Source organism: Pseudoflavonifractor sp. An44 (assembly GCF_002161675.1).
GTDB lineage: Bacteria > Bacillota > Clostridia > Oscillospirales > Oscillospiraceae > Enterenecus > Enterenecus faecium.
Map to the genome: position 1 here is coordinate 37,046 of NZ_NFIH01000007.1, position 21,569 is coordinate 58,614.

24 protein-coding genes are annotated in these 21,569 nt (G+C 53.3%); 17 read left to right on the forward strand and 7 right to left on the reverse strand.

Features of this window, described 5'->3' with window-relative positions; translation table 11 throughout:
• Nucleotides 1-8: 8 nt before the first annotated feature.
• Nucleotides 9-1,172, forward strand: a complete 1,164-nt coding sequence (locus tag B5F98_RS04790; RefSeq protein ID WP_087369953.1) for an AAA family ATPase — start codon at nucleotides 9-11, stop codon at nucleotides 1,170-1,172.
• Nucleotides 1,173-1,225: 53 nt separating this feature from the next.
• On the opposite strand, the gene B5F98_RS04795 is transcribed toward B5F98_RS04790, so the two are convergent.
• Together B5F98_RS04795 and B5F98_RS04800 are read right to left on the reverse strand one after the other, a co-directional pair.
• The gene (locus B5F98_RS04795) at nucleotides 1,226-1,489 is read right to left on the reverse strand and encodes a DUF6809 family protein (protein ID WP_087369955.1); all 264 of its coding nucleotides are present in this window, start codon (nucleotides 1,487-1,489) and stop codon (nucleotides 1,226-1,228) included.
• Nucleotides 1,486-1,875, reverse strand: coding sequence for a TnpV protein (locus tag B5F98_RS04800; RefSeq protein WP_087369957.1), 390 nt, complete (start codon nucleotides 1,873-1,875; stop codon nucleotides 1,486-1,488). Before B5F98_RS04800 ends, B5F98_RS04795 begins: the two co-directional genes overlap by 4 nt.
• A 453-nt stretch (nucleotides 1,876-2,328) precedes the next feature.
• Between B5F98_RS04800 and B5F98_RS13090 the strand changes: the two genes are divergently transcribed.
• The 7 genes from B5F98_RS13090 (at nucleotide 2,329) to B5F98_RS04830 (ending at nucleotide 7,989) form a co-directional block, all read left to right on the forward strand.
• Complete coding sequence (locus B5F98_RS13090; protein WP_206418093.1) at nucleotides 2,329-2,529, forward strand: hypothetical protein; 201 nt, start codon at nucleotides 2,329-2,331, stop codon at nucleotides 2,527-2,529.
• Nucleotides 2,530-2,557: 28 nt separating this feature from the next.
• Complete coding sequence (locus B5F98_RS04805; RefSeq protein WP_087369959.1) at nucleotides 2,558-2,890, forward strand: hypothetical protein; 333 nt, start codon at nucleotides 2,558-2,560, stop codon at nucleotides 2,888-2,890.
• Nucleotides 2,891-3,058: 168 nt separating this feature from the next.
• Nucleotides 3,059-4,258, forward strand: coding sequence for an ATP-binding protein (locus tag B5F98_RS04810; protein WP_087369961.1), 1,200 nt, complete (start codon nucleotides 3,059-3,061; stop codon nucleotides 4,256-4,258).
• A gap of 139 nt (nucleotides 4,259-4,397) precedes the next feature.
• A complete protein-coding gene (locus tag B5F98_RS04815; RefSeq protein ID WP_087369963.1) occupies nucleotides 4,398-5,144 on the forward strand; it encodes an alpha/beta hydrolase in 747 nt (248 codons plus the stop codon).
• A gap of 50 nt (nucleotides 5,145-5,194) precedes the next feature.
• A complete protein-coding gene (locus B5F98_RS04820) occupies nucleotides 5,195-5,392 on the forward strand; it encodes a nucleic acid-binding protein (protein WP_087369965.1) in 198 nt (65 codons plus the stop codon).
• Between the two features lie 146 nt (nucleotides 5,393-5,538).
• On the forward strand, nucleotides 5,539-6,510 hold the full coding sequence (locus B5F98_RS04825) for a DUF3991 and toprim domain-containing protein (RefSeq protein ID WP_087369967.1): 972 nt from the start codon (nucleotides 5,539-5,541) through the stop codon (nucleotides 6,508-6,510).
• A gap of 84 nt (nucleotides 6,511-6,594) precedes the next feature.
• On the forward strand, nucleotides 6,595-7,989 hold the full coding sequence (locus tag B5F98_RS04830; protein ID WP_087369969.1) for an XRE family transcriptional regulator: 1,395 nt from the start codon (nucleotides 6,595-6,597) through the stop codon (nucleotides 7,987-7,989).
• Nucleotides 7,990-8,033: 44 nt separating this feature from the next.
• Here the strand turns inward: B5F98_RS04830 and B5F98_RS04835 are convergent, their stop codons facing one another.
• A complete protein-coding gene (locus B5F98_RS04835) occupies nucleotides 8,034-8,495 on the reverse strand; it encodes a DUF5720 family protein (protein WP_242961600.1) in 462 nt (153 codons plus the stop codon).
• Nucleotides 8,496-8,860: 365 nt separating this feature from the next.
• Here B5F98_RS04835 and B5F98_RS04840 point away from each other — a divergent pair, with 365 nt between their 5' ends.
• The 4 genes from B5F98_RS04840 (at nucleotide 8,861) to B5F98_RS04855 (ending at nucleotide 12,638) form a co-directional block, all read left to right on the forward strand.
• Complete coding sequence (locus B5F98_RS04840) at nucleotides 8,861-9,466, forward strand: glycerol-3-phosphate acyltransferase (RefSeq protein ID WP_158099786.1); 606 nt, start codon at nucleotides 8,861-8,863, stop codon at nucleotides 9,464-9,466.
• Nucleotides 9,454-10,566: a glycosyltransferase gene (locus B5F98_RS04845; protein WP_158099787.1), complete on the forward strand. Its 1,113-nt coding sequence runs from the start codon at nucleotides 9,454-9,456 to the stop codon at nucleotides 10,564-10,566. The genes B5F98_RS04840 and B5F98_RS04845 overlap by 13 nt, the downstream gene beginning before the upstream one ends.
• A 106-nt stretch (nucleotides 10,567-10,672) precedes the next feature.
• The gene (locus tag B5F98_RS04850) at nucleotides 10,673-11,821 is read left to right on the forward strand and encodes a glycerate kinase (RefSeq protein WP_087369975.1); all 1,149 of its coding nucleotides are present in this window, start codon (nucleotides 10,673-10,675) and stop codon (nucleotides 11,819-11,821) included.
• Nucleotides 11,822-11,930: 109 nt separating this feature from the next.
• Entirely contained in the window at nucleotides 11,931-12,638 is a 708-nt protein-coding gene (locus tag B5F98_RS04855; RefSeq protein WP_087369977.1) for a ferric reductase-like transmembrane domain-containing protein, read from the forward strand.
• Nucleotides 12,639-12,654: 16 nt separating this feature from the next.
• Here the strand turns inward: B5F98_RS04855 and B5F98_RS04860 are convergent, their stop codons facing one another.
• Nucleotides 12,655-13,575 (reverse strand): LysR family transcriptional regulator, encoded by a 921-nt coding sequence (locus B5F98_RS04860; protein ID WP_087369979.1) that lies wholly within the window; start codon nucleotides 13,573-13,575, stop codon nucleotides 12,655-12,657.
• A 135-nt stretch (nucleotides 13,576-13,710) separates the two neighbouring features.
• Here B5F98_RS04860 and B5F98_RS04865 point away from each other — a divergent pair, with 135 nt between their 5' ends.
• The 3 genes from B5F98_RS04865 to B5F98_RS04875 are packed head-to-tail and all read left to right on the forward strand — an operon-like array spanning nucleotide 13,711 to nucleotide 15,299.
• Nucleotides 13,711-13,968 carry a hypothetical protein gene (locus B5F98_RS04865; protein ID WP_087369981.1) on the forward strand — a complete coding sequence of 86 codons (258 nt, stop codon included), beginning with the start codon at nucleotides 13,711-13,713 and terminating at the stop codon, nucleotides 13,966-13,968.
• The gene (locus B5F98_RS04870) at nucleotides 13,965-14,810 is read left to right on the forward strand and encodes a DUF3737 family protein (protein WP_087369983.1); all 846 of its coding nucleotides are present in this window, start codon (nucleotides 13,965-13,967) and stop codon (nucleotides 14,808-14,810) included. The genes B5F98_RS04865 and B5F98_RS04870 overlap by 4 nt, the downstream gene beginning before the upstream one ends.
• A 3-nt stretch (nucleotides 14,811-14,813) precedes the next feature.
• Entirely contained in the window at nucleotides 14,814-15,299 is a 486-nt protein-coding gene (locus B5F98_RS04875; RefSeq protein ID WP_087369985.1) for a cyclophilin-like fold protein, read from the forward strand.
• Between the two features lie 55 nt (nucleotides 15,300-15,354).
• Here the strand turns inward: B5F98_RS04875 and B5F98_RS04880 are convergent, their stop codons facing one another.
• On the reverse strand, nucleotides 15,355-16,347 hold the full coding sequence (locus B5F98_RS04880) for a type II CAAX endopeptidase family protein (RefSeq protein ID WP_087369987.1): 993 nt from the start codon (nucleotides 16,345-16,347) through the stop codon (nucleotides 15,355-15,357).
• A 188-nt stretch (nucleotides 16,348-16,535) separates the two neighbouring features.
• On the opposite strand from B5F98_RS04880, the gene B5F98_RS04885 reads away from it, so the two are divergent.
• The gene (locus B5F98_RS04885) at nucleotides 16,536-16,907 is read left to right on the forward strand and encodes a BlaI/MecI/CopY family transcriptional regulator (protein WP_087230915.1); all 372 of its coding nucleotides are present in this window, start codon (nucleotides 16,536-16,538) and stop codon (nucleotides 16,905-16,907) included.
• A complete protein-coding gene (locus tag B5F98_RS04890; protein WP_087369989.1) occupies nucleotides 16,904-18,712 on the forward strand; it encodes a M56 family metallopeptidase in 1,809 nt (602 codons plus the stop codon). The genes B5F98_RS04885 and B5F98_RS04890 overlap by 4 nt, the downstream gene beginning before the upstream one ends.
• 57 nt (nucleotides 18,713-18,769) lie before the next feature.
• Here B5F98_RS04890 and codA read toward each other — a convergent pair whose 3' ends face one another.
• Together codA and codB are read right to left on the reverse strand one after the other, a co-directional pair.
• Nucleotides 18,770-20,008, reverse strand: a complete 1,239-nt coding sequence (gene codA, locus B5F98_RS04895; RefSeq protein ID WP_087369991.1) for a cytosine deaminase — start codon at nucleotides 20,006-20,008, stop codon at nucleotides 18,770-18,772.
• Nucleotides 20,009-20,029: 21 nt separating this feature from the next.
• A complete protein-coding gene (gene codB, locus B5F98_RS04900; RefSeq protein WP_087369993.1) occupies nucleotides 20,030-21,271 on the reverse strand; it encodes a cytosine permease in 1,242 nt (413 codons plus the stop codon).
• Nucleotides 21,272-21,569 lie beyond the last annotated feature (298 nt).

The following is a 21,569-nucleotide window of genomic DNA, read 5'->3' on the forward strand; positions in this document are numbered from 1 at the left end:
GTGTTATTATGGATAGAGTAAGTATTTATGAGTACGATCGAAAGAACCGAGAGCGTGTTGTTAAAGCAATTGAAGAAGCTGATGGGCAAATATTAAGTTGGTCTTTTTTCGCCAAAGATCAATCAAAATTTGACTTTCCTGCAGGTACTCGCTCGGTCTTTATTGATTTGTCTTCATTATTTTATAGCGAAGATCGGGCTGATGCTCTTGTTGCACCAGCAGAACTTATGTTGAATGCTGTTCAAAAAGAGCAGTCTGTTGCCTTGTATGTCATTATCGAGCGTCAATATAGCAAACAAGTTCAAGATTTGCTGTATTACAAAATTGATAAAGTTCTTGAGCTTGAGAGCTTCCTTAAAATTGAAAAGGACCCAATTCAAAATATTGTTGACGTTAATCAGTCTGATTTTGACAATATCTTAGATTACTTAAATCAAAATCTTTTTGGCAACGAACTATTCAAAAAACGCTTAAAGGAGGAATTAACAAAGTATAGGCTTTTCAATCGAATTGGCCAACAGCCGATTTTCTCTGTTTTAATATGTGGTGCATCGGGCATTGGTAAAACAGAAGTCGCCAGATTGCTCCATCAGAAGTTGGCACCAGAGGAACCAATGATAAAAATTAATTTCGGCAATTATAGTGCTCAAGATGCACTGAATAGTTTGATTGGTAGTCCACGAGGTTATATTGGCAGTAATAAAGGTGAATTACCGGACAAGCTTATGCGTAGCCGAAGTAAGGTAATCCTGATAGATGAATTTGAAAAAGCCAGCAAACCCGTTTATAACTTTTTCTTGCAGCTGCTTGAAGAAGGAAAATTTACAGACTCCTTAGGACGAGAGTATGACTTAGATAAATACATTATTGTCTTTACTTCCAATATGCCTAAGGAAAAGATCGGAGAATTTCTTCCTCCTGAATTGCGTTCAAGGTTTAATTATAAATGCGCTTTCTGGCCGCTTTCCACAAAGGAAAAAGAACAATATGTAGCATTTAAGAGCGAACGTTATTTAGAGAAAATAAGGTGTGAATGTCCCGAAATAGATAGCGATTTGAAGGCTTCTGATATAGTGCGTATTGATGTTTCACGCTATTCCAATATGCGTGACATCAATGGTGAAATAATGCGTCAGATCACAGACGCGCTGTACGAGCAGATCGTCGAGTAGAAGTAATAAATCAGCCGAGTAGCTAACTACTACCCGGCTGATCGTTGATATTGTTATTCGTCCATGACCTCAAGCATCATTCTGGCACCCAGCTTAAAGCTATTTTGGAACAGCAGGCACTCTGCCATGGTCTGATACTCACGAACGGCGTCCGTATATCGAGAGAACAGTTCTTTCTGTTCATCCGTCATGGTTGCCTGAAGCTTTTCTTCATTTCGGGTAATCAGGTGAAGCACTTCCTTGTATTCCTTGCAGGCGTTTGTGTCGTATTCGGTCGGTTCAATGTTGCCATACCAAAATTCTTCAAGAAGTCTCATACGGCATCCTCCCCATAGATCAGCTCTTGGAGGATGATTTCCTCTGCCCGGTTTCGGATGTTATTCATAGCTCCCACCCATGCCATCTGATCCTGCGCTTTCAGCTGCTCATTGATACCCTCCTTCTCTGCCAGCTGTGTTATGAGCAGATGGAGTTTGTTTCGTGCCTGGGTATCAATATCAGCCAGATAGCTGAGCAATCTTCCGCTGAGAATGAGATTAGAATAGAGCATAGGTCGATGCTCTTTCAGGTATTGCTGGTGCTTTCTGCCCCACATGCCAATAGAAGATGTCCCCGCTTCATCCAGCACTAAGCAGGGGATATAGTAGTTGCCCTGGAGTGCATACCAAAGGCCGTTGCTTTGATCGAAAATGTATTTTTCCATTATGCTGTCCTCCGTGTCTGAATTTAATTTTGAGGTGAAGACAAGAACAGCAACCAAGTGTCTTTCCTTACCGTTGTCCTGCGTCGCCCTGGGCAGCGATACGCAAGGCACACATAAGGAGCAAAACCTGCTTTTCGTGCGTCTTGCACGAGGATGAAAATTAGAATCTGGTGTGCAGAAAAACCGCAGTATTAAGCCAAAAATCAGGTGGAAAGCGAAAGGATTACCGGATGTTTGGCAGGGACAGCACCAAGTCCTTGAAGTTCAGCAAGCGCTAATCAGCACTTCAAACTGGTTCAAAGATGCTCAAAAACCCCGAAAAACTGCGGTTTTTCGGGGTTTTTCTATTTCACATCTTTTGTTGCCCTTTGTCTGTTTCTGGCTGGATTTGAACTGTTCTGACCCTGTTTTTCTTGATTAAAAATGGGGCAACAGGCCCTTTTTGACTCCGTTATGATTAAAAAATGGGGCAACTGCGAGCCGAAATCGGGGTGTTTTAGAGGGCATTTTCCCCTTCATTTTTTCGATTCCATGACGGCCTTTGTGAACGGTTTTTCTTTTGAAGGGGATGTCCTGATTTGTCAGGATTTGACCAAACCGAATCCAGTTTATCTTGTCCTTCTGCCATTGCGCTGCGGGGCAGGTATAGTATAATAAAAATCGTAACAAGGGGTGATGATAGATGGACGATAGCTACTGCCTGCTCCCGGAGCGCATTTCCGAGCAGTTTTCTGAAATCGACAGCGACATTGTGATGGATTTGGCGGCTGCCAGCCCGGAATATGCCAAGTTAAAGGCCCAGATGGAAGAACTGAAACGCCAAAATCCTGTGATTGGCGCTCTGCTGGAGGGCAAGGGAGAACTTTCTTTTACTGCTGAGGAGCATGAAGCCTGGAAGGAATTTATCCGGCTGTATATGCGGGACGATAATATGGAACGGGAACACATCTACTTCCGGGGCCATGCAGACGGATTTGCCTATCTGAAGAAAATCGGCACTTTCAAAACGGAATAGCTCTTTAGGCGGCATGGAGAAATTCATGCCGCCTTTTACATACCAAAATTCATTCAAACCCAAAAAAGGTTTTATGGATAATAAGTTTTTACGGATTACAAGTAAAAACCATTGATATTCTTGGAGTTTTTCGCTATACTATTAGTAAGGAACAAGGAGGCGAACGATATGATTATCCGACCACAATATATGAACACGCTGAAAACCTATCGGGATGTTCCGCTGGTGAAGATACTGGCAGGAATCCGGCGCTGTGGTAAATCCACAATTTTAGATATGCTGCGGGACGATCTGCTGAAAAGCGGGATTGCCGCAGACCACATTATCAGTATGCGCTATACGTCGGAGGACTTTGACGACGGTATGACCGACAAGGCTATGTATCAGGGCATCAAGGAGCAAATGACCGGCAATGGGCGCTACTATCTGCTGCTGGACGAAGTACAGGAAATTACCGGCTGGGAAAAAGCTGTCAACAGCCTGCTGGAAAATTCCAATACCGACATTTATGTGACCGGCTCCAATTCCAAACTGATGTCCAGCGAGATCTCCACCTATTTGACGGGGCGGTATATCTCCATCCCGGTCTTTACTCTGTCCTTTGCGGAATATCTGGATTTTAAGAAACCGGATTCCCGTTCCCCCAAGGAGCTGTTAAACGAATACCTGCGGCTGGGCGGTTTTCCCATTGTGGCGCTGGGCAGCTTTGACGAACGCTCCGCCTATCAGATTGTGGAGGGCATTTATAACTCCGTGATTACCAACGATATTACCAAGCGGCATAATATCATGAACTTTGATTTATTCAACCGTGTTGTCAAGTATATCGTGGAAAATGTGGGCAAGACCTTTTCCGCCAACGCCATTGCGAAGTTCCTCAAAAGCGAGGGGCGTTCCCTATCCGTGGAGGCGGTTTACAACTATCTGAACTGGCTGGAAAAGGCGTTTGTGATCTATCGCTGCCAGCGGTATGATTTGCAGGGAAAATCCGTGCTGAAAACCCAGGAAAAATTCTATCTGGCAGACGCTTCTCTGAAATACTGCATCATGGGCTTTCATCCTACGTCCATTGCCGCTATGCTGGAAAACATCGTGTATTTTGAACTGCGGCGGCGGGGCTATGAAGTTTATATCGGGAAAAATGAAACGAAAGAGATTGACTTCGTAGCGGTGCGGCGCGATGAGCGTATCTACGTCCAGGTGTGCCGCAGGCTGCCGGAGGAATCGGATCGGGAGGTTGCCAATCTCCTCGAAATCAAAGACCACTATCCGAAATATGTGGTAACGCTGGACGAATTGGCCACGGGAAACATCAATGGGGTGAAAATCGTGCATTTGGCGGATTTTCTGTTAAATGACACATACTGATTGATTTGTTAGGAAACATCCCAATAAAACTAGAATAGAGTAAATTTGTATAGACTTTGATGTTGAGATAGAACAAATCAGAAAATCTTAATTTATAAAGAAAGTGGCAAATTGGAATTTTACAGCGAGGTGAAAAAGGTTGAACTATGCTGAATATGGGAAAGGAAATAGTAATGTAATTATCCTCCTACATGGAGGTGGTTTGTCATGGTGGAATTACAAAGAAATTGCTGAAATGCTACAAACGGATTATCATATAATTATACCTATATTAGACGGTCATGCAGGAAGTGATAAACGATTTACGACGATAGAAAATAACGCTTTAGAGATTATAGAATTTATAAATGATAAACTGGATGGTTCCGTTTTATTGATTGGAGGACTATCACTTGGAGGACAGATTTTACTTGAAATTTTATCTCATCGTAAGGATATATGTAAGTATGCAATAGTGGAAAGCGCACTTGTAATACCTTCAAAATTCACATATTTTATGATTAAGCCTGCGTTTGGGAGTTGTTATGGTTTGATAAAGTATAAATGGTTTTCAAAATTACAATTCAAATCATTACGAATAAAGCAGCATTTGTTTGATAATTATTACAAAGATACTTGTGCAATAACAAAGGGCGATATGATTGCTTTTTTACAGGAAAACTCATTATATTCCTTAAAAGATGGGATTGAAGAGAGCGAAGCAATTGTTCATATTTTTGTCGGAGAAAAAGAAAATCACTCAATGAAAAAATCAGCAGAACTAATTCATAAAAAACTACAGAATAGTTCTATACAAGTTCTTCCTAATATGTATCATGGAGAGTTTTCAATAAACCATGCAGATGATTATGTAAGAAGACTATTAGAAATAATAGAACAAAAATAAATCCCAGTTTATAGAACTAAGAAAATTGGAATTTTAGGAGGTAATTATAAATGCGTAAATGTATCCGCTGTGGTAGTGAAATGAAAGAAAATTGTGCTATTAAGATCGAAGGAGGTGGATACGGTATTATCTTATCATCAGATGAAAATAAACTATTTGGTGGAAGGATGGGCAAACCTAAAGTAGCCATTTGTCCCAAGTGTGGAGAGGTGTCTATTTATTTGGAGGATGTTGAAAAGCTCAAATAACATATAAAAAGTATAGGCAGAAAAAGCCGATTGGAGCAATCCAGTCGGCTTTTTCCATATCTGAAAAGAGTACAGCCCCCTTTACATAGCCCTACCCCACAAGGGGCGGCTAATCTACGGCTATGTGAAGGGGGCTGTATTTTTTTATGCCTTTTTACGATTCAGAAGCCATCGAACGGGCAAGGCAGGTGGACCTGCTCACCTACCTGCAAACCTGCGAACCCCAGGAGCTGGTCCATGTGTCCGGCAATGTCTACTGTACCAAGACTCATGACAGCCTGCGGATTTCCAACGGCAAATGGTGCTGGTTTTCCCGTGGGATCGGCGGTTACAGCGCGCTGGACTATCTCATCAAGGTCAACGGCTATTCCTTTTGGGAGGCCATGGAAACCATCTCCGGAAGGGCTGCCATCCCCCCGCCTTCCTTTGTACCAGCGCCGAAAGAGGAAAAGCCCAAGCACCTGCTTCTGCCCCAGGCCGCCCCGGATAACCGGGCGATGATGGCCTATCTCAAGGGCCGGGGCATTGACCAGGAGATTTTGGACTACTGCGTCCAGACCGGGCGGATTTATGAGAGCCGGAACAAAGGCCACAGCAACGTGGTTTTTGTGGGCTTCGACAAGGACGGCAAGGCGCGGTTCGGCTGCCTGCGGGGAATCCGTGAAGCCCGGTTCCACGGGGATTTAAGCGGCAGTGATAAGCACTTTTCCTTTGCCCTGCCCGCTTGCGTGGAAAATCCGGCGGTCCATCTGTGCGAGTGCGCCATTGATGTCATGTCCTACGCCACGCTCTGCAAGCTGGACGGGATTGACTGGCGGCGGCACAACCTGCTGTCCCTGGCCGGGGTGTACCAGCCGAAGAAAAAGATGGAGGAAAGCAAGCTGCCAGTGGCCCTCACCCGGTTTTTGGAGGACCACCCCCATGTGAAAACGGTCTATCTCCATCTGGACAATGACACCGCCGGCAGGCTGGCGGCCAGGGCAATCATAGCTGTCATGCCAGCGGGCTACCGGGTGGAGAACAGACCCCTGCCCCGTGGAAAGGATGTGAACGATTTTCTGTGCCACCGGCTGGGGATTCCCATTCGGGGCAGCCACAGCAAAGAGCCGGAGCGGTGAGTTGCCGGTTTCCCAGCTTCGACAGATTCTCCCGCTTGCAAATTGTTATCATATATGTTAACATTAAAGCAGTGAGGTGAGAGTATGGATGAACTGCGCAAACGGCAGAAAATCATATCCCAGCTTGTGGAGGCCCGTCTGGAGCAGGGCATTTCCCAGGCAGAACTGGCAAGGCGGCTGGGAATCCAGCGTTCCGGCATTAACCGCCTGGAAAGTGGGACACAGAACCCCACGCTTGATATGATCTTAAAAATCGCTTCGGCGCTGGGGAAGGATGTTTCACTGGAACTAAACGACAAGGAGGAGCCTATGAGTCATGTTTACAGTCTCCGCATTTATGATACGGAGCTCATGCGCTTTTCCATGGAAAAGCAGGGCTTGTCCGGCCTTGTAGCCGAAATCTTATACACCAACGAGGAGCAGGCCCATTTGCTGCCTTTGGATATGGAGCGCACCGGCGAGGGCGTCATTCATTGGCTGGAGCGGCGGGTTATCCCCAAAAACCGCGCCTTTGTGGACGAGATTTTGAAAACCCTTGGCCTCAGCCATAACGACACCAAGGGAATCATCGATGTATGCAAGGGGCTGTCGCTGAACGACAGCTATTGGGTGGTGCCGGAAGGATTTGAGGGGAAATTCTCCCAATACAATCTTTACGAAAACCGCTTTTCCGAGATACTGGCGCTGGTGGCCTATACCGGCGCAGGCGGGAGCCGGCAGGCGTTTACCACATCCCCAGAGCTGACCACAGGCGGTATGCTGCCCAAGGCGTGGCGCTATGTGGAGCACGATGGGATTTATCTCTATAAGGGCGGCACGACCGGCGCGTCCAATGCGGGCCGGGAGCCGTATTGCGAGTATTATGCTTCGCAGATTGCGGAAACCATGCGTCTGAACGCCGTGCATTATGACCTGGAGAACTGGAAAGGCATTACCGCCTCTAAGTGCGCCCTGTTTACCAACATCGACACGGCCTATATCCCCATCGGGCGAATTGTCCGAACCGGGGGCATTGCCGCCTGCCTTGCCTACTACGACAAGCTGGGGCCGGAGTTTTCCGAGCAAATCCGCAGTATGCTGGTGTTTGACGCCCTGATTTACAACGAGGACCGACACTTTGGAAACTTTGGCGTCCTGCGGGATAACCACAGCGGCAACATCATCGCGCCAGCCCCCATTTTTGACAACGGGCTGTCCCTGTTCTGCTATGCCGGCAAGGAAGATTATGCGAACCTGGACGAGTATGCAAAAACCCGTTCTAACCCCTACAACATCTCCTATGAGGAGGTGTGTGCGGAGGTCATGGGGCCAAAGCAGAAAGAGCAGCTCCGCCGCATGATCGGGTTCCGGTTCAAGCGCCATGAAAGCATTAATCTGCCGGAAGAACATTTGCAGGCCATTGAGAAGCATTTGGAGGGCCGGGTGCGTAAGCTGCTGGCAATCCCCACCCGCCGTCTGAAACAGGAGAAGGCGCGGTAAAAACGAATCTCTTTTTTGGAGAGCGTTCTGTGAACCGCTCCCCGTCAAGAGGACAGTGAAAAAATATAAAGTTTTCCCGGCCAGTAGCCTATATTGAACTGCACCCCATTTGTTAGACAGTATGTTATACTGAATAACAAGTGGGGTGCTTGGGAGAGGACGTCAAAGACGATCATGTGCCGGGTATCCGGGTCAAACCGTTCCAGGGCCATGATATCGTGTCCGGCCAGCTTCTGCGCCCCGGACTTCTGCCTGGCCTCCGCCAGCATCTCCCCGATAGTCTGGGGTTTTCCCGGCAGACGGTAATTTGTCTGGACCTCCCGGATCAAATCCATGCACTCGTTGTTTGACAGGGAGCGCAGCTTCGCCATGAGGCTTTCCGCCGTATCCCTGGTAGCCTGGTTCCTTGACAGGCGCCAGGTCATATAAATTTCATTCAGAACAGCGTTCGGGTCTGTACTCTCGATCTGGTACGCCATCCTCATTTCCGCTTCATTCAGTTTCATCTATCCAGCTCCTTTCCAAAAATGGGCACAAAAAAACGCCACAGGTTTTTGTACCTATGGCGTCAGTGTGGAGCAACAGAAAAGGGATACCATTGACGAAAACGGTATCCCTGCTCTGTAAACTTATTCAGTTTTAATTGCCGCATTGCCTGTTGCTATCCACAAAGCCTTGATTTTACTGGTTTCTTGCTACCATCCTTATCAAAGCCTTGTATTTCCGGGGTTTTTCTATGTATTCTACGGTATCCCTTCACGATTGTCCCTTCTTCTATGTGGATAGATCCGTTTGACAAATGGAATAGACCGTTGTAAAATGCCTTTTTATGAATTCATGATCCATTCTTTGTTTGAAAGGGACGACTGTTTTGAGAACCATTCTTTACGCCTTGGTGGGATACCTCTCAGGTAGTGTGCTGTATGCCCAGATATTCGCCAGGCTTTTCCACAAGCCAGACCTCATAGAGCGGAGCAACGACCACAACCCAGGTACCGCAAACGCCTTCCAGTACGGCGGCTTCTGGTGCGGTGTGCTCACCCTTGTCTGTGATCTGCTCAAAGGGTTTATCCCCGTATTTGCCTTCCTGGCCGGACCTAGGCCAGATCCCATTGCCTGTGCCCTGGTGCTGGCTGCTCCAGTGATTGGACACGCCTTCCCCGTGTTTTACCGCTTTCAAGGGGGAAAAGGCATTGCCGTCACCTTCGGCTGCCTGCTTGGCCTCCTCCCCATCTGGCAGCCAGTGGCGACGCTGGCCATGTATTTCATATTACTTTCTGTCGTGCTCCAAATCAGCCCCCACTTTTACCGCACCTTGGTGGCCTATCTCTGTGCTCTGGTCCACATGATTTTCATTGTGAAGATTCCCGCCATCTGGATGGGATTTTTGATCATCTCTGGGGTGGTCCTGTTGCGGCTACATATGAGCAAGGAGCAGAGAGAGCAAATTGAGGTGAAATGGGTATGGACGCGCTGATTCTCTCTTGTGGCACCGGAGGTGGACACGACTCCGCCGCAAAGGCAATTGTGGAAGAGCTGCACATGCGAGGCCATCACGCCGTCATGCTCAATCCCTACACTCTGCGCAGTCAGTCCCTTGCCCGCAGAATCAACGGTGCCTATATCTCCATGGTACAGAACACGCCCCGGCTGTTTGGCGCCGTCTACACCGCCGGGGAGCTGTACCGGAAATTGCCGTGTCGGTCGCCGGTGTATCACGTCAATCATCGGATGGTTCCGTTTATGAAAAAGTATCTGGCCAGCCATTCCTATGACGTGATTATTACCACCCACCTGTATCCAGCAGAAATCCTCACCAATATGAAAAACAGGGGCCTGCAGATTCCCAAAACCATCTTTGTCTCCACCGACTACGTCTGCATTCCCTTTACCGAGGAGACCAACTGCGACGCCTATGTCATCCCCGCCCCGGACCTGGCCTCCGACTACGTGCGCCGTGGCATTCCGTTAGAGAAGCTGCACCCCTTGGGCATCCCCACAAGCCCCGTCTTTGCCAACCGCCAGAGCAAAGAGGAGGCCCGCAGACGCCTGCATCTGGACCCCCACAAAAAATACATCCTGACAGCAGGGGGAAGCATGGGCGGCGGCACCATCCGAGAGACCATAGAGACACTGATGGACGGGGTTGCCCAACGTCAGGATGTGTCTCTGGTGGTTGTCTGCGGCAACAACCAAGAGCTGTACAACACCCTCATGGCCAAACGCCCAAAAAACACCGTGATCGTGGGATACACCCAGGACATGGCGGACTATATGCGGGCCTCGGACCTGTTTGTCACAAAGCCCGGGGGACTCTCCTCCACCGAAGCGGCCGTATGCGGCATTCCCATTTTGCATACAGCGGCCATCCCCGGCTGTGAAACCTGCAATGCCCAATACTTCCACACCCATGGCATGAGCCAAGTGTGTCAGGACCCCCACCAGCTCATGGCAGTTGCCATGGACCTTCTGTTCGACCAGGCCCAGTGCGATGCCATGGTGGCCCGTCAACATGCCACGTTGGATGGGTCCGCCCGAGGGATTCTCTGTTCCTTTGCGGAATATCTATCAAAATAGCTCCATACACCCCCGGAACACTCGTTCCGGGGGTGTTCGTCTTGTATGGGGAAACTCCCTGTGGTATCATGAACCCAAGAAAATTACCAGCTTAGGAGGTCTCTTTATGAACATTGTGGTGGCCATGGACTCGTTCAAAGGCAGCCTCTCCTCCATGGAGGCGGGCCAAGCGGTCCGGGCAGGGATTGCCCAGGCAGACCCCAGAGTATCGGTGACCGTCCGCCCTCTGGCCGACGGGGGCGAGGGCACCGTGGAAGCCCTGATCTCCGGCATGGGCGGCCAATGGCAGCAGGTGACGGTGACCGGGCCGTTGGGTGCTCCTGTGGTGTGCTCCTATGGCATCCTCCCCGACTCAGGCACCGCGGTGGTGGAGATGTCCGGGGCAGCGGGCCTCACCCTGGTGCCGAAGTCCCAGCGCAATCCCCTATACACCACTACCTACGGCGTGGGCGAGGTCATCCGAGACGCCATGGCCAAGGGCTGCCGCCGTTTCCTGGTGGGCATCGGAGGCAGCGCCACCAACGACGGAGGTGTGGGCATGCTCCAGGCCCTGGGCTACGGCTTTTTCGACGCGGAGGGCCGCCCCATCCCCCACGGCGCCCAGGGGCTTTCCCATCTGGCCCGCATCACCTGCGACGGAGTTCTCCCCCAGCTGGCCCAGTGTGAGTTCCGGGCGGCCTGCGATGTCACCAATATTCTGTGCGGCCCCCAGGGTTGCAGCGCCGTCTACGGTCCCCAGAAAGGGGCCACACCTGAAACCATTCAGGATATGGACCAATGGCTATTCCATTACGCCCAGCTGGCCCAGGCCGTGTGCCCGGACACCGCCCACCCCAATGCACCGGGAACGGGAGCTGCCGGAGGGCTGGGCTTCGCCTTCCAAACCTTCCTCCGTGGGGCGTTGGAGCCTGGGGTTTCCATCGTGCTGGAAGAAACCCATCTGGAGGACTTCATCCGGGATGCCGACCTGGTCATCACCGGAGAGGGACGGCTGGATGGCCAGACTGCCATGGGAAAAGCCCCGGTGGGAGTGGCCCAGCTGGCCAAACGGCACCACAAGCCGGTGGTCGCCCTGGCAGGCTGCGTCACCCCAGACGCCACCGCCTGTCACACCCAGGGCATTGACGCCTTCTTCCCCATCCTCTCTGGCCCCTGCTCCCTGGAGCAGGCCATGGAGCCGGACACCGCCCGGGCCAACCTGGCCGCCACCGCTCAACAGGTGTTCCGGCTCTTTCAAACTGGCATGACAAACTAACCTCCTTAGAAAATCAGGGTTGACAAAACCAGGTAGGGTATTGTATACTCCCGTTCAGTTAGCTTTTGCTAACTGCCAAAAAACAAAGATTTCCCCAAGGAGGAATGGTATGTACCCCTACATTCTGGTATCCATCGCCCTGGCCCTGCTCTTCGCTGTCAGCTGTCACGGGGCTATCCGAAAGCGCCCCGGTGCCTTCTACGCCCTGGCCATCCTGTTGGTGGTGGGTGAAGTGCTCTACTACAGCCTGGGCCTTCGGGCCACGGCACCCCAGTGGGTGAACACCTACATTGTCAATCTCTTCACCCGGGGCACGCTGCCCACCGCCCTGTTCATGGTGGTGATGTATGTGGGGGCGCTGGACCACCGCAGACCGCTGGTGCGCAAGTTGCTGGCCATCCGAGGCCCTCTGTCCATTATGGCCTGCATTCTCACTCTGGGCCACAACCTCATGTACGGCATCCGGCATTTTGTCATGCTGTTTGTGGCCCCGGAAACCATGCGGCCCACCACTCTGGTGGCAGCCATTCTCTCCCTGCTCATGATCCTCCTCATGATTCCTCTCATGGTGACGTCCTTCTCCCGTGTCCGCCGCCGCATGAGCGCCGCCAGCTGGAAACGGTTGCAGCGCCTGGCCTATCTCTTCTTTGGGCTGATTTACGCCCATGTGATGGTGCTGTTTGTCCCCCAGTTCTCCCACAAATATCTGGACATCATCCTCTACACCGCCATCTTCGGGGGCTATCTGGTCCTCCGCGTGTCCAAAGCCCTGAAAGTTTACGAACAGAAAAAGGCGTCCTATCTCCGATGCGCCTGAAAAAACTCCCCGGAACTCATACAGTTTCCGGGGAGTTTTCTGTCTCTTGGTCTGTCATCAGCCCCTTGAGCTGCTTCAAAAAACATTCCGACGCCTTGGAGAACACCTGGTAGCGTTTCCAGATGATAGACGCCTCCGACCGCATGGACGGGGACAGGGGCCGGAAACACAGAGGGCTGTCCCCGCTGACGTTGATGAGCTGATCAAAGCACAGGGCATAGCCCAGCCCCTCCTCCACCATCAGGGAGGCGTTGAACACCAGATTATAGGTGGCCACGATGTTCAGCTTGGCATAGTCCCGCTCAAACCACTTGGTCAAAGACCAGTTGTCCGCCTTCTGGGCGGAGACAATCAGGGGCTTATCCCAGAGGTCCTGAGGCTGAATATACTCTTTGTCTGCCAGCGGGGCGTCCTTGCGCATGAGCACCCCCCAGGTGTCGTGAACAGGAACCTTCACCGAGCTGTAGATACTGGTGTCCACCGGGCCATAGACCACGCCAAAGTCGATGAGCCCCCGGTCCAAGTAGTCCTGAACAAAGGCCGCATTGCCGCTGCGCACATGGTAGTGGATGTCGGGGTACTTGGCCTGGAGCTGTTTGGCTGCCCGGGCAAACAGGCGAATCATATCCGATTCCCCCGCCCCGATGTACACATCCCCCGCCACCACCTCGTCGGACAGGGAAATCTCCCGCTCTGTGATCTGCACCAGCTCCAAAATTTCCTCTGCCCGCTTGCGCAAAATCATCCCCTCTTCGGTGAGCAGCACCTTTCGGGACCCCTTGGTGCCCCGGATGAGCAGCTGTTTCCCCAGCTCCTCCTCCAGAGCCTTGAGCTGGGTGGAGAGGGTGGGCTGGGAGAGGTGCAGCGATGCCGCCGCCCCGGAAATACTCTGCTCTCTTGCCACCGCCAGAAAATATTGTAATACCCGCAGTTCCACGCCTCTCGCCTCCTTTTTCCCCAGTATACCACCCACAGCCATAGCTTTCAACTATGCCTCATCATTCAGTATAAGTATTTGATATATAGAAGGTTCCTCGGTATACTGGGTATCGAAATGGAAGGTGAGCAAGGGATGACCACACAGGACCTGATCTTGAATCTGAAAGCCGCCGGGCTGGACGCCCCACAGGTAGAGCAGTACCTGGCCTACGCACAGGCGGAAAACACCGCTCAGCAGCTACAGCTTCTGTCCCGTCACCGTGCGGCCCTGTTGGACCGGGTGCACCAGATGGAAAAACAGATTGGGTGTCTGGACTATCTGGTCTACCGGATTCAGCGCCGCTCCGCTGACCCCCACACCAGTTCTAGAAATGGAGGAACGACACCATGAGATACATCCACCATGAAACCTTTGACCAAGAGCGAGCCCTGTATGGCCAGCGGGACATTCAGGTCACCGACTGTGCCTTTGACGGACCCGCCGACGGGGAGAGCGCCTTCAAGGAGGGGGCCAACATCCAGGCCCTGCGCTGCTTTTTCAACCTGCGCTATCCCTTCTGGCACGACGACGGCCTGGTGATTCGAGACAGTGAGCTGACCCCCATGTGCCGGGCGGCCCTGTGGTACTCCCACCACATTGAGATCACCAACACCAAACTCCACGGCATCAAGGCGCTGCGGGAGTGTGGCCAGGTGGCCCTGCGGGACTGTGACATCATCTCCCCGGAGTTTGGCTGGTCGGTGCACGACATCACCATGGACCACTGCACCGCAGAGAGTGAATATTTTATGATGCGCTCCACCCATCTGCGCTTCACTGATGTGATCTTCCGGGGCAAATACTCCTTCCAGTACATCGAGGACGCCATCTTCGACAACTGCCGCTTTGACACTAAGGATGCCTTCTGGCACGCTAAAAACGTGGTGGTGCGCAACAGCATAGTGAAAGGGGAATATCTGGCCTGGTACTGTGAAAACGTGACCTTTGAGCACTGCACCATCATCGGCACCCAGCCTCTGTGCTACTGCAAGGGTCTAAAGCTAGTGGACTGCCGCATGGAGGACACCGATCTGGCCTTTGAAAAGAGTGAGGTGGAGGCCACGGTGCTCACCCCGGTGGTGAGCATCAAGAACCCTCGCTCCGGCCGCATTGTGGTCCCCTCTGTGGGCGAGATCATCCGGGATGACCCGGAGTCCCGGGGCGAGATTCTCTGCGGCTCGGACGCCCAATAACCCATGAAGCGGATTGGATATGCCCTGTGGGCCGTGGTGCTGGCTCTGTGTCTGGCGGCCTGTGCCACTACCTCCCACCCCAGTCCCACCTCTACCATTTCACCGGAATCAAAGGAGGATACCACTGTGGACACCCACACCTTCTATCTCACGGTGGAGGGAGTCACCTTCCCCGCCACCTTTGCGGACAACCAGGGCGCCGAGGCCCTGGCGGACCTGCTCACCGACGGCCCCCTCACCCTCTCCCTGGAGGACTACGGCGGCTTTGAAAAGGTGGGCAGCCTGGGCCAGTCCCTCCCCACCAGCAACACCCACATGTCCACCCAGTCCGGGGACATTATGCTGTACCAGGGCAACCAGATTGTCCTCTTTTACGGCTCCAATTCCTGGAGCTACACCCGCCTGGGACAGGTCACCGACCTCACCGGATGGCAGGAAGCTCTGGGCCACGGCGACGTCACCGTGACCTTCTCCCTCTCCAAACCCTAAAAGCTAAAGCGCCTGGAATCCTCGGATTCCAGGCGCTTTTTATATCCTTATACGGTCAGGAAAATAAGCTAAAGAGAAATGCCACCGCGCACAGAACCGCATAGAGAACGAAGCCTGCATTGCCGTACACCGTTTTGGCCCGGCCTTCCCGGGGCAGCTCCTCCGGGGCGGGCTGAAGGGTGAAGGACTTGCGCATAACGATCCCAATCACCAGGCCCGCAATGACCAGCACCAGCTGCACCACCACATAGGCCAGGTAGATGAGCAGGCCGGGCAGAATGGCCGCCAGCATCTCCTGGTCCAGATTCTGGGGGTTCAAGTTGGACAGGGCATCCAAGTCCAGGTTGGACACCACCCACAGAGGCACCACCGAGCCCATGAAGTTGATGATCATGTGCATCAGCACAGGATAGCGGAGGCGACGGGTGCGCAGGTACACATAGGCAAAAATCAGGCCCATGCCGAAGGCGTAGAAGAACTGAAACAGGTTCATGTGGAACATGGCAAAGGCCAGGGCGGAGAACACCATGGCAGTCTTTTCCCCATACTGGGCGCAACGGTCCAGCAGCTGCTTACGGAAAACCAGCTCCTCCATCAGCGGGGCCAAAATTACCACGGTAAACAGAATCAACGGGTTTCCACCGCTGACCATGGCCTCCACACCATTTTGTGCTGTTCCGCCGGACAGCAGCCCGGACAAGAAGGTGCCAACCAGATTTCCGATGAACATCACCGGGAAGCACATCAGCAACAGCGCCCAAAACTTTCCTCCCCCCAGTTTGGTCTGGGACTGCTCCACCACGGGCATCTTGCGGAGGATCAACAAAAACAGAGGCACACCCACCAGGTACTGCGGGATAAAGGAAGCCGCCCACAAAAACCAGGCGTTCTCTAACACGTTCACACCCATGGCAAACAACACGCCCCCAATCGCCACTGCCACAAGCTGCAGCACGACAATGACCATCGCATAGGCACACAGGGCCCATCCCAATCTGCCAAAGCAGGACTTTGCTTTCTCCACTGATACCAAGTTCTCTTCCTCCATGTGGTATTCCCTCCCATTTCTCTCTCGTTTGAGGTCTTGCTTTCGCCCATTCTCTCATATCTTCCACAAAGAATCAATCCCCCTGTGCAACTTCTCTCCCCTCATCCTCTATCTTTCCATTGACAGATTCAATCGAATGCGTTAGACTGGCAGTGTAATCGAACGCATTAGACTAAGGAGGTGACACCATGGACACGCCGAAGATTTTCGAGAGTGAGTACCGTTTCTGCCTGATTTTGTGGGAGCACGAGCCCATCAAAAGTGGGGAGCTGGTGGCCCTGTGCAAGGAGCAGCTGGGGTGGAAAAACTCCACCACTTACACGGTCATCAAGCGTCTGGCCCAGCGAGGGGTGCTGAAGAACGAGAACACCATTGTCACCTCTCTGGTCTCCAAGGACCAGGTGCAGGCCGCTGAGATCGACGAGCTGGTGGAGACCAAATTTGAGGGTTCGCTCCCCGCCTTTGTGGCGGCCTTTACCCGCCACCAGAAGATGACCCAGAAGGAGATCGACCAGGTACAGGCGATGATCGACCAATTTAGAAAGGGGAATGGGCCATGACTGAGCTGTTTTTGCACATCGTAAACATCAGTATTTCTGCCAGCTGGCTGGTGTCGGTGGTACTTCTGGCCCGCCTGGTGCTGAAACGGGCCCCAAAATGGGCCCATGTGCTGCTGTGGGGCATTGTGGGAGTACGGCTCATCTTCCCCTTCTCCCTGGAGAGCGCCCTGAGCCTCATTCCCAGTGCCGAGACCATCTCCCCTACCATTCTCACCGACGGCATCCACAGGGTCTACACCGGATTTCCCACCCTGAACCAGTCCATCAATCCCGTACTCTCCCAGGCCGCTACCTCTACCACGGACGCCGCCCCCAATCTCCTGGAGATTTGGCTTCCGGTTCTGGCGGTCCTCTGGTTCTTTGGTGTGGCGGCGCTGCTAGGTTGGAGTGCCGTGAGCTATCTGCGCCTGCAGCGGCGGGTGGCCACGGCGGTACAGCTGGAGAACAATCTCTACCAGAGTGAGGCGGTGCTCTCCCCCTTCGTGCTGGGGTTGGTTCACCCCCGGATTTACCTTCCCTTCTATCTGGACCAGGACACCATGGAGCACGTGGTGGCCCACGAGCGGGCTCACATCCAGCGCAGAGATCACTGGTGGAAACTCCTGGCCTTTGTGCTGCTGAGCGTGTACTGGTTCAACCCTCTGCTGTGGCTGGCCTATCTGCTGCTGTGCCGAGATATTGAGCTGGCCTGTGACGAGAAGGTGGTGCGGGGCATGGAGCCCCGGCAGCGGGCGGACTACTCCCAGGCACTGCTCTCCTGCTCGGTGCGCCGCCCTGCCATTGCCGCCTGTCCTCTGGCCTTTGGGGAGGTTGGGGTGAAGCAGCGGGTGAAGTCGGTGCTGCGCTATCAGCGGCCCACCGTTCTGGCGGTGTCCGCCTCGTTGGTGGTGTGCGCCATCGTTGGAGTGTGCTTTCTCACCAATCCCCCCATGTCCCGAGGCTTCCCCATGCAGGGACACAATGTGGCAGATTTAGACCCCCAGGAGATTGTAGAGCAGATCGCGCACATAGAGCATCTCCAGTATCCCTCCGAGCTCAACGTCAACACCGACCAGTTTGAAGTGCTCCTCAACGCAGACTTTCAGTGGGAAAAATCCGGCACCGTTCGCTTTTTCTACACCCAGCACAACCAGACTTACCGCGCACAGCTGCGGCTGAATCTGGAGGACAGCACGTATACGGTCACCCAGCCCACCACCTGTCCAGAGCAGACTACCATATACAAACTGCGGGACTATTTGGAGGCCTTGAAGTATCTGCCCCAGGAGGAAATTCGCCGTCTGGCCCCAGATGCTGACCAATTTTCCATCACCCATGTGGCCGAGGGTATTCCAGGTGGTGAGCGCACCATCACCTACACCGACGACGGGGTGAGTGACCTGGGTGGATGGTTCATCCACCTGGTGGTTCAGCCCCTGTACCAAAAAGCCAATGGAGGGTACCACGGCACCGGAGACGAGACCATCCACCTGTTCTACGGCAGACCCCCCGCCCAACGCCTGGCCACCTATTGGGGCGCAGACCTCCCCGGCACCTTTCATCTGAAAACTCCAGACACCACCCTTGATTTTGACGCATCGTATCTGGAGCTATTCAGTGATGGCTCCTTCACCTGGTCCCGCTCCATTCTCATGAGTTCTGTCACTCGGGGGTACTATGAGGAGACAGCGAACACCCTGACCTTGTATATATACAGCGACACCATCTATGTATTTGATAAGAAGGGGGACTCCCTGATCTACAATGCGGACGCCTCCACGCAATCTCTGCCCATGGAGGAGTGGGCATATCTGCCCGGCGCATAACAAAATCCCACGGAAACCCTGAATGGGTCTCCGTGGGATTTTTTCATGCCATCAGAATTAGAAGAACACCTGCTTGTCCACAGGGGCGGTGCTGGCAATCAGCTTGCCCTTGCGGTAGTTGCGCAGGACGTTGGCGTCATAGTTCAATGCGTCGTACCAGTCCTTGGCGTCCAGGATGATGAAGTTGGCATCGTTGCCCTCCTTGATGCCATAGGCATCCCCCAGGTGGAGGGTACGGGCAGCGTTGGTGGTGACGAAGCGGTAGGAGTTGACGATCTCCTCATAGCCCAGCATGTGGCCCGCATACAGGCCCATGAACACCTGGTCCCGCATTTTGGCATTGCCCAGAGGATTCCAGGGGTCGAAGATATCGTCGGAGCCGAAGGAGACGTTGATGCCCTCGTCGGTGAGCTCCTTCACCCGGGTCATGCTGCGGCGCTTGGGGTAGGTGTCAGTGCGGCCGCCCAGGTGGACGTTGACGCAGGGGTTGGCCACAAAGTTGATGCCGGACAGCTTGAGAAGCCGCATCAGGCGGATGACGTAGGCGTTGTTGTAGCTGTGCATGGCGGTGGTGTGGGAGGCGGTGACCTTCTCCCCCATGCCCATCTCATAGGCCCGGGCGGCCAGGGTCTCCAGACCACGGGAGGCCTCGTCGTCGATCTCGTCACAGTGGACATCCACCAGCTTGTTGTACTTGGCAGCCAGGTCCATGCAGATGTTCAGAGACTCCACGGAGTACTCCCGGGTGAACTCGAAGTGGGGGATGGCTCCGGCGGCGTCCGCTCCCATCTCCAGGGCCTGCTCCAGCAGCTTGGCCCCGTTGGGGTAGCTGAGGATGCCGTACTGAGGGAAGGCCACGATCTGGATGTCCATGTAGTCACGGACCTCTTCCCGAATCTCCAGCATGGCCTCCAGGGCGGTGAGCTTGGGGTCGTTGATGTCCACGTGGGTGCGGACGTACTGGATGCCGTTGGCCGCCTGCATGCGGATGGCCTGGTTGACCCGGGCCTTCACGTCCTCATGGGTCAGGGAGGGCTTGTACTCCTCCCAGCACTGGATGCCCTCAAAGAGGGTACCGCTGAGGTTCCAGCGGGGACGGCCAGCGGTGAGGCAGGTGTCCAGGTGCACGTGGGATTCCACAAAGGGCGGCAGAGCCATCTTTCCGGCGCAGTCGGCCACCACTTCCTCCCCAGGCAGGGGCTCCAGGTGGGGAGCGATGGCGTCAAACTTGCCGTCGGTGACTCGAATGTCCACCGTGTCCTGGGCATTGCCCAGGTGAAGCTTTTGAAAGAGCATGGTAAAATCCTCCCTATTTGTTTAGTTGTGTTTTTTACCCAGCAGTTCCCCCAGGAAGAAGCACACCGCCGCCACGATCATGGCGTTGATGGCGGCAATGCCCCAGGGGAGGATGTTGGCTGCCACAGCACCCACCACGATGCCGGCCATGTTGAACCAGTTGACGGTCACTCGCCGATCGGCGTCCCGGAACTTGCTGCGGTTTTTGAAGAAGTCCAGAATGACAATGGCACCGATGGGGGGCAGCGCGCAGTTCAAGATGTTCAGCCAACCAGTGAAGTTCCAGTACAGCCAGATGGCCAAGGCGGTACCCACGATACCGGCAATCCAAGTGGTGAACTTCATGCGCACCCCGGAGACGTTGGAGATGGCCAGGCCGCCGGTGTACAGAGCGTTGTTGTTGGTGGTCCAGATGTTGGCGCCCAGCACGATGAGGGCGGGGATAGCCAGACCCTGGGCGATCATCACATAGAAGATATCATCCTTCCCGGTGAAGGCGCCGCCCACAGCGCCGAAGCAGAACATCAGAGTATTTCCCAGGAAAAAGGCGATGACGGTGGTCCACACCGCGATCTTGCTGTTTTTTGCAAAACGGATGAAGTTGGGGGTGGCGGTGCCGCCGGAGATAAAGGAGCCGATGACGTAGCCAATGCCAGTGACCAGGCTGATGCCGCCGGCAGACTGGGCGAAGATGGCGGTGAGTCCGCCGCCCTCTCCGGTGGCGGTGATCATGGAGTACATGCCCAGTACCACAATGAGGGGCACGGAGATATAGCTGACGATCTCCAGGGCCTTCATGCCGGTGGCCGCGGTGGCGGTCATCAGCAGGCCAGCCACGATGGTCAGAGCCCACGCATTGACCCCCAAGAGCTCGGCAGCAGGAATGGAGAACATGGCCACACCCACACCAAACCAGCCGATCTGGGTAAAGCCCAGAATGGCGGAGGACAGGTAGGAGCCCTTCTCACCAAACGTCTTACGGCACAGCAGGTCCATGTTCAACCCGGTGCTGGAGCCAATGTAGGCCAGGATGCCGCAGTAGGCGGAGAGAATCAGGCCGCCGATGAGGCAGGCCCAGGCAAAGCCGGACAGGTCCAGGCCGTTGCCCAGCTTGGCGCCCACGCTCATGCTGGCAGAAAAGAAGGTAAAGCCCAGCATGACAAAGAACATATTCCAAAAGCCTTTCCGGGCTGAGGCGGGCACCGCCTCCAGGGAATAGTCGGCGTCTACCTGGTGTTGTTTTTCTCGTTCGTGTTTACTCATACGCAATGAATCTCCCTCTCAGTTTCTTATTTCATGGAGTCTACACTCAGTTGAATAATATACCATGCTTTTGACAGAAATGTCCACCTGCCCTTTCCCTAAAAAATGTCGAAAATCCCCCCACCTCTCCCAGCAAAATTATCCTTTACCAGAAGAGGAATAAAATGCACCCATGTAGCCAGTTTGTCTCCACTTCTCCATATAATTCCTCACAATTTTTATATACCATCTTCTATTTCGCATAGTTTCAATTCCATTTTACTTCGATTCTTTTGTTGACTTTTCACAGTTTCCGGTC

What these genes read in the sequence shown, in the direction of transcription:
- B5F98_RS04830 (WP_087369969.1), top strand. Translation starts at nt 6,595, where the DNA reads ATGGATGAACTGCGCAAACGGCAGAAAATCATATCCCAGCTTGTGGAG.
- B5F98_RS04885 (WP_087230915.1), top strand. Translation starts at nt 16,536, where the DNA reads ATGGACACGCCGAAGATTTTCGAGAGTGAGTACCGTTTCTGCCTGATT.
- B5F98_RS04845 (WP_158099787.1), top strand. Translation starts at nt 9,454, where the DNA reads ATGGACGCGCTGATTCTCTCTTGTGGCACCGGAGGTGGACACGACTCC.
- B5F98_RS04890 (WP_087369989.1), top strand. Translation starts at nt 16,904, where the DNA reads ATGACTGAGCTGTTTTTGCACATCGTAAACATCAGTATTTCTGCCAGC.
- B5F98_RS04800 (WP_087369957.1), bottom strand. Translation starts at nt 1,875, where the DNA reads ATGGAAAAATACATTTTCGATCAAAGCAACGGCCTTTGGTATGCACTC.
- B5F98_RS04835 (WP_242961600.1), bottom strand. Translation starts at nt 8,495, where the DNA reads ATGAAACTGAATGAAGCGGAAATGAGGATGGCGTACCAGATCGAGAGT.
- B5F98_RS04855 (WP_087369977.1), top strand. Translation starts at nt 11,931, where the DNA reads ATGTACCCCTACATTCTGGTATCCATCGCCCTGGCCCTGCTCTTCGCT.
- B5F98_RS13090 (WP_206418093.1), top strand. Translation starts at nt 2,329, where the DNA reads ATGATTAAAAAATGGGGCAACTGCGAGCCGAAATCGGGGTGTTTTAGA.
- B5F98_RS04790 (WP_087369953.1), top strand. Translation starts at nt 9, where the DNA reads ATGGATAGAGTAAGTATTTATGAGTACGATCGAAAGAACCGAGAGCGT.
- B5F98_RS04880 (WP_087369987.1), bottom strand. Translation starts at nt 16,347, where the DNA reads ATGGAGGAAGAGAACTTGGTATCAGTGGAGAAAGCAAAGTCCTGCTTT.
- B5F98_RS04875 (WP_087369985.1), top strand. Translation starts at nt 14,814, where the DNA reads ATGAAGCGGATTGGATATGCCCTGTGGGCCGTGGTGCTGGCTCTGTGT.
- B5F98_RS04825 (WP_087369967.1), top strand. Translation starts at nt 5,539, where the DNA reads ATGCCTTTTTACGATTCAGAAGCCATCGAACGGGCAAGGCAGGTGGAC.
- B5F98_RS04820 (WP_087369965.1), top strand. Translation starts at nt 5,195, where the DNA reads ATGCGTAAATGTATCCGCTGTGGTAGTGAAATGAAAGAAAATTGTGCT.
- B5F98_RS04795 (WP_087369955.1), bottom strand. Translation starts at nt 1,489, where the DNA reads ATGAGACTTCTTGAAGAATTTTGGTATGGCAACATTGAACCGACCGAA.
- B5F98_RS04805 (WP_087369959.1), top strand. Translation starts at nt 2,558, where the DNA reads ATGGACGATAGCTACTGCCTGCTCCCGGAGCGCATTTCCGAGCAGTTT.
- B5F98_RS04850 (WP_087369975.1), top strand. Translation starts at nt 10,673, where the DNA reads ATGAACATTGTGGTGGCCATGGACTCGTTCAAAGGCAGCCTCTCCTCC.
- codB (WP_087369993.1), bottom strand. Translation starts at nt 21,271, where the DNA reads ATGAGTAAACACGAACGAGAAAAACAACACCAGGTAGACGCCGACTAT.
- B5F98_RS04870 (WP_087369983.1), top strand. Translation starts at nt 13,965, where the DNA reads ATGAGATACATCCACCATGAAACCTTTGACCAAGAGCGAGCCCTGTAT.
- B5F98_RS04865 (WP_087369981.1), top strand. Translation starts at nt 13,711, where the DNA reads ATGACCACACAGGACCTGATCTTGAATCTGAAAGCCGCCGGGCTGGAC.
- codA (WP_087369991.1), bottom strand. Translation starts at nt 20,008, where the DNA reads ATGCTCTTTCAAAAGCTTCACCTGGGCAATGCCCAGGACACGGTGGAC.
- B5F98_RS04810 (WP_087369961.1), top strand. Translation starts at nt 3,059, where the DNA reads ATGATTATCCGACCACAATATATGAACACGCTGAAAACCTATCGGGAT.